The sequence below is a fragment of the Methanobrevibacter filiformis genome (assembly GCF_001639265.1).
Taxonomy (GTDB): Archaea; Methanobacteriota; Methanobacteria; order Methanobacteriales; family Methanobacteriaceae; genus Methanacia; species Methanacia filiformis.
The window spans coordinates 1-8,212 of sequence record NZ_LWMT01000022.1; the positions used below are offsets into that span (position 1 = coordinate 1).

Annotated in this window: 5 protein-coding genes; all 5 read left to right on the forward strand. The window is 28.6% G+C overall.

Features of this window, described 5'->3' with window-relative positions; translation table 11 throughout:
• The first annotated feature begins 601 nt into the window (after positions 1–601).
• The 5 genes from MBFIL_RS00925 (at position 602) to moaA (ending at position 7,657) form a co-directional block, all read left to right on the forward strand.
• Positions 602–1,393 (forward strand): formate/nitrite transporter family protein, encoded by a 792-nt coding sequence (locus MBFIL_RS00925; protein WP_066970566.1) that lies wholly within the window; start codon positions 602–604, stop codon positions 1,391–1,393.
• 558 nt (positions 1,394–1,951) lie between these two features.
• Positions 1,952–4,072, forward strand: coding sequence for a formate dehydrogenase subunit alpha (fdhF, locus tag MBFIL_RS00930; protein WP_066970568.1), 2,121 nt, complete (start codon positions 1,952–1,954; stop codon positions 4,070–4,072).
• Complete coding sequence (locus tag MBFIL_RS00935; protein ID WP_066970570.1) at positions 4,073–5,278, forward strand: Coenzyme F420 hydrogenase/dehydrogenase, beta subunit C-terminal domain; 1,206 nt, start codon at positions 4,073–4,075, stop codon at positions 5,276–5,278.
• Positions 5,279–5,683: 405 nt separating this feature from the next.
• A complete protein-coding gene (gene mobB, locus MBFIL_RS00940; RefSeq protein WP_245637436.1) occupies positions 5,684–6,424 on the forward strand; it encodes a molybdopterin-guanine dinucleotide biosynthesis protein B in 741 nt (246 codons plus the stop codon).
• A 309-nt stretch (positions 6,425–6,733) separates the two neighbouring features.
• Positions 6,734–7,657 (forward strand): GTP 3',8-cyclase MoaA, encoded by a 924-nt coding sequence (gene moaA / locus MBFIL_RS00945; protein ID WP_066970572.1) that lies wholly within the window; start codon positions 6,734–6,736, stop codon positions 7,655–7,657.
• Positions 7,658–8,212: the final 555 nt, after the last annotated feature.

Here is an 8,212-nt window from a genome sequence, read left to right on the forward strand (position 1 = left end):
GTTCACTGTTTAATTAATATTTTTTTAATAGCTATTTATGAAAATTGTATATATAAAGTAATAATTGTGTAATAAAAAATAAATTCTTAATCTTATTTTTCTAAATTATTTTAATTTATAATGGTATAACTGAATAGATGTCCCATATAAACTTTAATTTTACTTAATTGTTTCATATTTTATAGCTTAACTCTTTAGAAATAGTATTACTATCTATAAATCTGAATATTGATAATTAACTAGTAAAGATTAATAAATATTAAAATAGCTATTGTTTACTTATAAAATGAATATTTTTCACTATTCATTTATTATTTAAATAATAATTAATAATTTTTTAATAATTATAATCATTTTAAGGAACTTTCAAAAATAGTATTTTTCATGATTAAACATGTAAGTTAATATTTTTGTTTTAATATCTATATAACTTTTGCTTTTTGTTGATTATAATAAATTATTTTTATATGATTGTTGATTATATCTAATTAATACTATGTGATTACAAACTTTTAAAAATTGAGTAACTGATAGTATTACTTTACATATTAAAATTTTATTAAATATGAATTACATATTTAATAAAAAAGAGGTTGTTTAAATGGGTTCGTCTTTTAAAAGTCCTGCAGATACTGCTAAAGCAATAGCAGGTATTGCAGGTACTAAGGAAAAATCAAGTATAGGAAACACAATTATTTTGAGTTTCTTAGCTGGTGCATATATTGCATTTGGAGGATTACTTGCTGAAATTGTAACTGGAGGAATGGCAGCTGCTGGATTCCCGCCAGGTCTTGTTAAATTATTTTTCGGTGGAGTGTTCCCTGTAGGATTAATGCTCGTTATAATAGGTGGGTCTGAACTCTTTACTGGTAATAACATGTACATGACTGTAGGTGTTTTAACTGGTAAATCAAGTGGTACAGGTCTTGCTAAGAATTGGGTTTTAAGTTGGGTATTCAATTTTGTAGGTGCATTGTTTGTAGCATTTGTTCTTGCATATTTGTCTGGTGTAATCACAGCAGATCCTGCATTTTCCGCTGGTGCACTTAAAGTCGCTGCTGCTAAGGTTAAACTTGATTGGGGTCAAGCATTACTTAGAGGTATAGGTTGTAATTGGCTTGTATGTCTTGCAGTATATTTAGCTATAGCATCAGATGATGTTATTGGTAAAATATTAGGTATCTGGTTCCCAATCATGACCTTTGTAGCTATTGGATTTGAGCACAGTGTAGCTAACATGTTTTTCATACCATTAGGAATATTCCTTGGTGATATTACATGGGTACAAGCTCTTGGTAACATCATTCCTGTTACAATTGGTAACATTATTGGTGGAGCCGTTTTTGTAGGAGTTATTTACTGGTTCACTTATCTGCGAGGTCAAAAAATATAATCCTAAATAATACTCATGTTATTGGGTCTTTTAAGATTTTAGGGGTCTTTTAAGAACTAATAACATTATACTATTTAGCTATATTATATTTAGCTATATTATATTTAGCTATATTATTTAGTTATATTATATTTAGCCATATTATATTTAGCTATATTATATTTAGCTATTTTTTTTATTTTGTCGATTAGACAATGTGCTAGATATTCTAAGTACTTTAATCAAATTATCAACTTAACTAACAAGTTATAAAATAAAAATAATAATATTGGATTATAAAATCCTAACACTTTATTAAAAAATTATAAAAAGTTATTATTATAATAGAAACCATAAACTTAATGTATAGCTTGAATTTGATTTTTGGTTGAATTAGTCTTTCAATTAAAAATAGTTAAAAATTATTAAATTTATTAATTTCATTGGTTTTAGATGTTACTATATTAATTGAAGTATACGGAAGTTTTAATTTATATTAATTAAATTAATCGACTAAGATACATATTTAATTAAATTATAATTTATATATTGTATTAAATCATTAAAAGGGGAATTTATATGGTAGAAATGAAATATGTTCCAACAATATGCCCATATTGTGGAACTGGGTGTGGTTTAAACCTTGTTGTTGTTGATAACAAGGTTGTTGGTGTGGAACCATGGAAAAGACATCCAGTTAATGAAGGTAAATTATGTCCTAAAGGGACTTTCGCACACGAATTTTTTCAAAGAGATGACAGACTCACTAAACCATTAATTAGGGTAGGTGCTGCTGCAGACTACGAAGGTGCTGCAATAGTAGATGTTCCTATCTCAAAAATAACTGATGGTAGTAACTTTAGAGAAGCTGAATGGGATGAGGCATTAGACTTAATTGCTTCAAAAATTAAAAATTATAAACCTGAGGAAGTTGGATTCTTAGCATGTGCTAGATCTCCAAATGAAAATATCTATATTACACAGAAATTTGCACGTGCTGTTATTGGTACCCACAATGTAGACCATTGTGCAAGAATTTGTCACGGACCTACAGTTGCAGGGCTCGCAAGAACCTTTGGTTCTGGAGCAATGACAAACGACTTTATTAGTATTGAAAGTTCTGATGTTATATTTATAATTGGGTCAAATAATCTTGAAGCTCACCCATTGTTTGGTAGAAGAGTAATTAGAGCTAAAAAGAACGGTGCAAAAATTATTGTGCTTGATCCACGTTATACTCCAACAGCTAAGCTAGCTGATTTATACATTGACTTTAAATCTGGTGGAGATGTTGCTTTATTAAATGGTATAATGAAAATCATCATTGATGAAGGTTTACAAGATGACGAGTTCATTGAAAATAGAACCAAAAATTACCAAAAATTAAAAGAAACTGTATCAAAATACGATTTAGATACTGTTGCAAAAATAACTGAAGCAGATCCTGAAAAAATCAAAAAAGCTGCATTAATGTATGCTAAAGCTGAAAATTCAGCTATCGTATATTCATTAGGAATTACAGAACATAGACATGGTGCAGATAATGTTATGGCTAATGCAAACTTAGCTATGCTTACAGGTAATATTGGTAAGGTTGGATCTGGTGTTAATCCACTGCGAGGACAAAATAATGTACAAGGTGCTTGTGATATGGGAGCTCTCCCAACAGACTATCCAGGTTACCAAAAAGTTGTTTCAGTTGCAGCACAAAAAGCTGTTGAAGAAAATTGGTCCTGTACTTTAGATAATTGTGCTCCAGGTCTTACTGTTGTTGAAATGATTCATGCTTCTGCTCGTGGAGATGTAAAATGTATGTATATCACTGGTGAAGACCCTGTTTTATCTGATCCTGAAACTAACCATGTTATAGAAGCAATGGAAAATTTAGACTTTTTAGTAGTTCAAGATACATTCATGTCAGAAACTGCAAGATATGCTGATGTTATTTTACCTGCTGCTGGTTGGGGTGAACAAGAAGGAACCTTTACCAATGGGGAGCGAAGAGTACAATTAGTAAGAAAAGCTGTTGATGCTCCAGGTGAAGCTAAATATGATTGGCAAATAATGAAAGAAATTGCAGAAAGAATTGACCCTAAATTTGCTGAGGAGTTCACATATAATAATGCTGAAGAAATTTTTGATGAAATGAGGAAGATTACTCCTCAATATGCTGGAATGAACAGAGAAAGGTTAGAAAGACCTGAAGCTTTACACTGGCCATGTCCTACTGAAGATCATCCAGGTCAAGGTTTAATGCACATTGATAAATTTGCACACCCAGATGGATTAGGTGTATTTGAACCTGCTGATTATATTGGTCCTTCTGAATTACCTGACGAGGACTATCCTCTTATTTTAACTACCACAAGAACTATATTCCATTACCATGCAAGTATGACTCGTAGATGTAAAACATTAGATAAAGAGTTACCTACAGGGTATGTTGAAATCAATACTGTTGATGCTAAAAACCTTGGTATTATAAATAGAGAAACAGTTAAAGTTAAATCAAGAAGAGGAGAAATTGAAATTCCTGCAAGAGTAACTGATGATATTGTGGAAGGAGAAGTTAACATACCAATGCATTTCTTTGAATGTGCTGCAAACTTTTTGACCACCTCTAGGGAATTAGATCCGAAATCTAAAATGGCTGAGTTGAAAGTTTGTGCTGTTGTTATAGAGAAATTGGGGTGTATTTAAATGGTAGTAAAAGTTAATGATGTATGTTACATGTGGTCTGCTGATGATAACATTGCTGCTAAAGGAGAATATGGTGGAGCTGTAACTACTTTAATGAAGTATTTCCTCGATAACAATGTTGTAGATGCAGTTTTAGCTGTTGAAAAAGCAGCTGATTTATATGATGCTGTTCCTACACTTATAACTGATTCAGGAGATATTGAAAAATCAGCTGGTTCTCTTCATTGTGGTACTTTAAATTTAGCTAAAGTTGTTGAAAGATACCTTGATGGTTTAAAAGATATTAAAATAGCTGTAACATGTAAACCATGTGATGCTATGACTTTAAGAGAACTCATTAAAAAAGGAAGAGTTCAAGAGGATAATTTAATAATGGTAGGAGTTAATTGTGGAGGTACAATGCCACCAAACAAAACTCGTATTATGATTGATGAAGTTTTTAACTTAGATCCTGATGATGTTGTTAAAGAAGAAATAGCTAAAGGTAAATTAATTATTGAAACCACTAACGGAGAAAAAGAAATCAGTATTGATGAACTTGAAGAAGAAGGTTGGGGAAGAAGAACAAACTGTCAAAGATGTGAAGTCAATATTCCATCTATGGCTGATATTGCCTTAGGTAACTGGGGAGTTATTGGACCCTTAGCTGGAAAAGCAACATTCGTTGAGGTGTTCTCTGAAAAAGGTGCTGAAATTCTTGATAAAATTGTTTCTGCTGGAGTAGTTAATGTTGAAGAAGCTAATCCAAAAGGAGTAGAAATCAGAGCTAAAATAGATCAATCCATGGTTAAATTAGCTAATAAAGCTAAAGATCGGGATTATGGTGATTTAGAAGGAGATATTCTTTCAATATTCAATGAATTTAGCGAAGAATTCTCTAGATGTATGAAATGTTTCGGATGCCGTGAAGCATGTCCAATATGTTACTGTTCAGATTGTATTTTAGAATCAGGACCAGATTGGATTACAAAAGGTTTAATACCAGCTGCACCATTATTCCATTTAGGAAGAGCAGTGCATATGGCAGATTCCTGTACAAACTGTGGACAATGTGAAGAGGTATGTCCTTCTGAAATATCTGTTGCCCACTTTTGGGGTGTAATAAATGACAAAATTAAAACCATTTATGGCTACACCAGTGGTATTGAAGACAACAGCATACTCTCACCTCTATCAAACTATCAAGATAAAGGTTTAAGGGGTTAAACATAAACAAAAATTTAATGCACTGATTTCGCAAAATAGAAAATTTTGCAAAATCCTATCATATGAAGTTAAATCAGTTTTTATAGATTAGAACGGATTTTGAAAAAATTTTTTATTTTTTCGAAATCAGCGTCTAAATTATAATTTAATACACTGATTTCGTAAAATAGAAAATTTTGCAAAATCTCTTCATGTGTATTTTAATCAGATTAAACATCTTCTGGAGAGAATTGAGAAAATTTTTTATTTTCTCAATTCAGTGTATAAATATTCATTTTTATCATGAACATTTAGCAATAATTTAAATAATATTAATGAACACATATGATTTATATAAATGAAACAAACTTTTAGAAAAAGTTTAATCAAAGGTTATTTCAAAAAGTAAGTCTTTAAACATTAGAAATGTTTTTATATACCTTAAAATATGGAGGAATCCTAATTAGAATAATATCAATTGTTGGGAAAAAGAATACTGGAAAAACTTCATTAACTGTAAAAGTAATTGAAGAATTAAATAACAGAGGTTTTAAAGTAGGAAGTATAAAACATTCTCATCATAAAATGGATATAGATCATAAAGGCAAAGATACATACTTACACAAAGAAGCAGGGTCTAAACTTGTTGTAGGAATGGGGGATACTGCATTTTTCAATATTCAAAAAGAAATTCCACTTGAAAGGTTACTATTCTTAATGAAAATAATTGAAGAACCTGATTTTGTTGTAATTGAAGGATTTAAAAATTATAATTATAGTAAAATATCCACTTCACCAGAAATAAATGATGAATATGTTATAGAGCAAGTAGATGTTTTTAATTTAGATGATAATGATATAATAGATATTGTTGATAATATAGAGAAACATTCTCATGATATAACTAACACTCTCTATACTAATGAATGTGGCTATAGTGATGGAGAATCAATTGGAAAAGCAATAACAAAAGGAGAAATAGCTATTGATCCAAATGAATTTGAAGTTAATTTAGCTATTAATGAAAAGGTAATTGGCTTAAATTATTTTGTAAATCAATTCTTAAAAAATTCAATAATAGGAATGTTAAAGACACTCAAAACCAAGAAATTTGGGGTAAATGACTTTGATAAAATAGAAATATTAATACAAAATAAAGAAAAATAATATTTTAAGACACTTTAAGACACTGATTTCGCAAAATAGAAAATTTTGCAAAATCCTATCATATGAAGTTAAATCAGTTTTTATAGATTAGAACGGATTTTGAAAAAATTTTTTATTTTTTCGAAATCAGTGTTAAATTAATATTTGGATATTGATTTCTGATTAAAGTGAATATATGAGATTTTGTAAATTTTATATTTTTTTAAATTTAAGATTTAAAGATTATATAGATAAAAATTTCTGATTTTTTATCATTTTGCGAAATCAGTGTTTTAAGGTGTTTTAAGTTTAACTTAGTGTGGTCTATAAATGAATATGAAAGATAACTATGATCGTCCCATTATATCTCTTAGAATTTCTCTAACGAATAGATGTAATCTTGATTGTTTATATTGTCATCATGATGGAATGCTACCTTCAAATCTTGAAATGACGTCAGATGAAATATATAGGATTCTTAAAATAGCTAAAAAAATAGGAATTACAAAAATAAGATATTCTGGAGGAGAACCATTAATTAGAAAAGATATTGTAGATATAATTAAAAAAACAGGCACACTAAACTTTAAAGACATATCAATAACAACAAATGGTATTTTACTTAACCAATATGCTCAGGATTTAAAAGATGCAGGATTAAATCGTGTAAATGTGAGCTTTGATACACTTAATCCAAAAACATACAAGAAGATAACTACGAAAAACTTTTTAAAAGAAGCAAAATCAGGAATACTTGAAGGATATAAAGCAGGGCTTGATCCAATCAAAATTAACATGGTAGTTATGAAAAATATTAATAATAATGAAATTATGGATATGTTTAATTTCTGTAAAGAATATAATTTTGTATTACAACTAATAGAGCTATTAAAATCAGAAAATTGTAGTGATGAATCATTTAATAATGAATATCATGTTGATATGGAACCAATAGAAAAATCTCTTGAAAAATTAGCTCATAAAATCAAAACAAGAAATTTTATGCAAGATAGAAAAAAATATTTCATTGATAATGGTGAAATAGAAGTAGTTCGTCCAATGGATAATACTAAATTCTGTGAAAACTGCACAAGACTTAGAATAACTCCTGAAGGGAAAATAAAGCCCTGTCTTCTTAGAAATGACAACTTAATTGATATAATTGGTCCAATTAGAAACAATGCAACAGATGAAGAATTAGAAAAAATATTCATAGATGCTATAAACAACAGAGAACCATTCTATGATCAGTAGATATTATTATTAATAGAAAAATTGATATATGATAAATCATATAAAAATGTATGTAAAGTAATATTAAAAATTATAATTAATAATAATTAATAAAATAACAATAAGGAATCTTTTGGAGAGTTTTCCTCTTAAAATATGTAGTTCGACAACACATAGAGGTTAGTAATACTACTATATCATGTTTATAATAATTAATATTTAAGTATTATTTTTCTTAAAATTTATATTAAAATGAAAATTCATATGTGTATTATATAACATAAAAGTTATTGTATGGGCAAGAGGTTTGATAGAAAATTTTTCTATTTAATCTCTAATTCTCATTATATTTTTATTTTAGCTTTATTAAAACATAATAATGCTTTATTTACTGATTTCTCATTTTTTATATTATAGTATGATACCTATTTTTTGACAATATATTCATCTATCCAATTTTCGACAAAAGATATTTCATCAACTAATTCGTAGTATAATTTAACCACTTCCTTTTTTAGGTATTCAATATCTGGAATGGGGTTTCTATGTAGTATATTTTTCATAGTTCTCCATAGT

Excerpts from the sequence above, each read along its gene's own strand:
- MBFIL_RS00925 (WP_066970566.1), top strand. The coding sequence starts at position 602 with ATGGGTTCGTCTTTTAAAAGTCCTGCAGATACTGCTAAAGCAATAGCA.
- fdhF (WP_066970568.1), top strand. The coding sequence starts at position 1,952 with ATGGTAGAAATGAAATATGTTCCAACAATATGCCCATATTGTGGAACT.
- MBFIL_RS00935 (WP_066970570.1), top strand. The coding sequence starts at position 4,073 with ATGGTAGTAAAAGTTAATGATGTATGTTACATGTGGTCTGCTGATGAT.
- mobB (WP_245637436.1), top strand. The coding sequence starts at position 5,684 with ATGTTTTTATATACCTTAAAATATGGAGGAATCCTAATTAGAATAATA.
- moaA (WP_066970572.1), top strand. The coding sequence starts at position 6,734 with ATGAATATGAAAGATAACTATGATCGTCCCATTATATCTCTTAGAATT.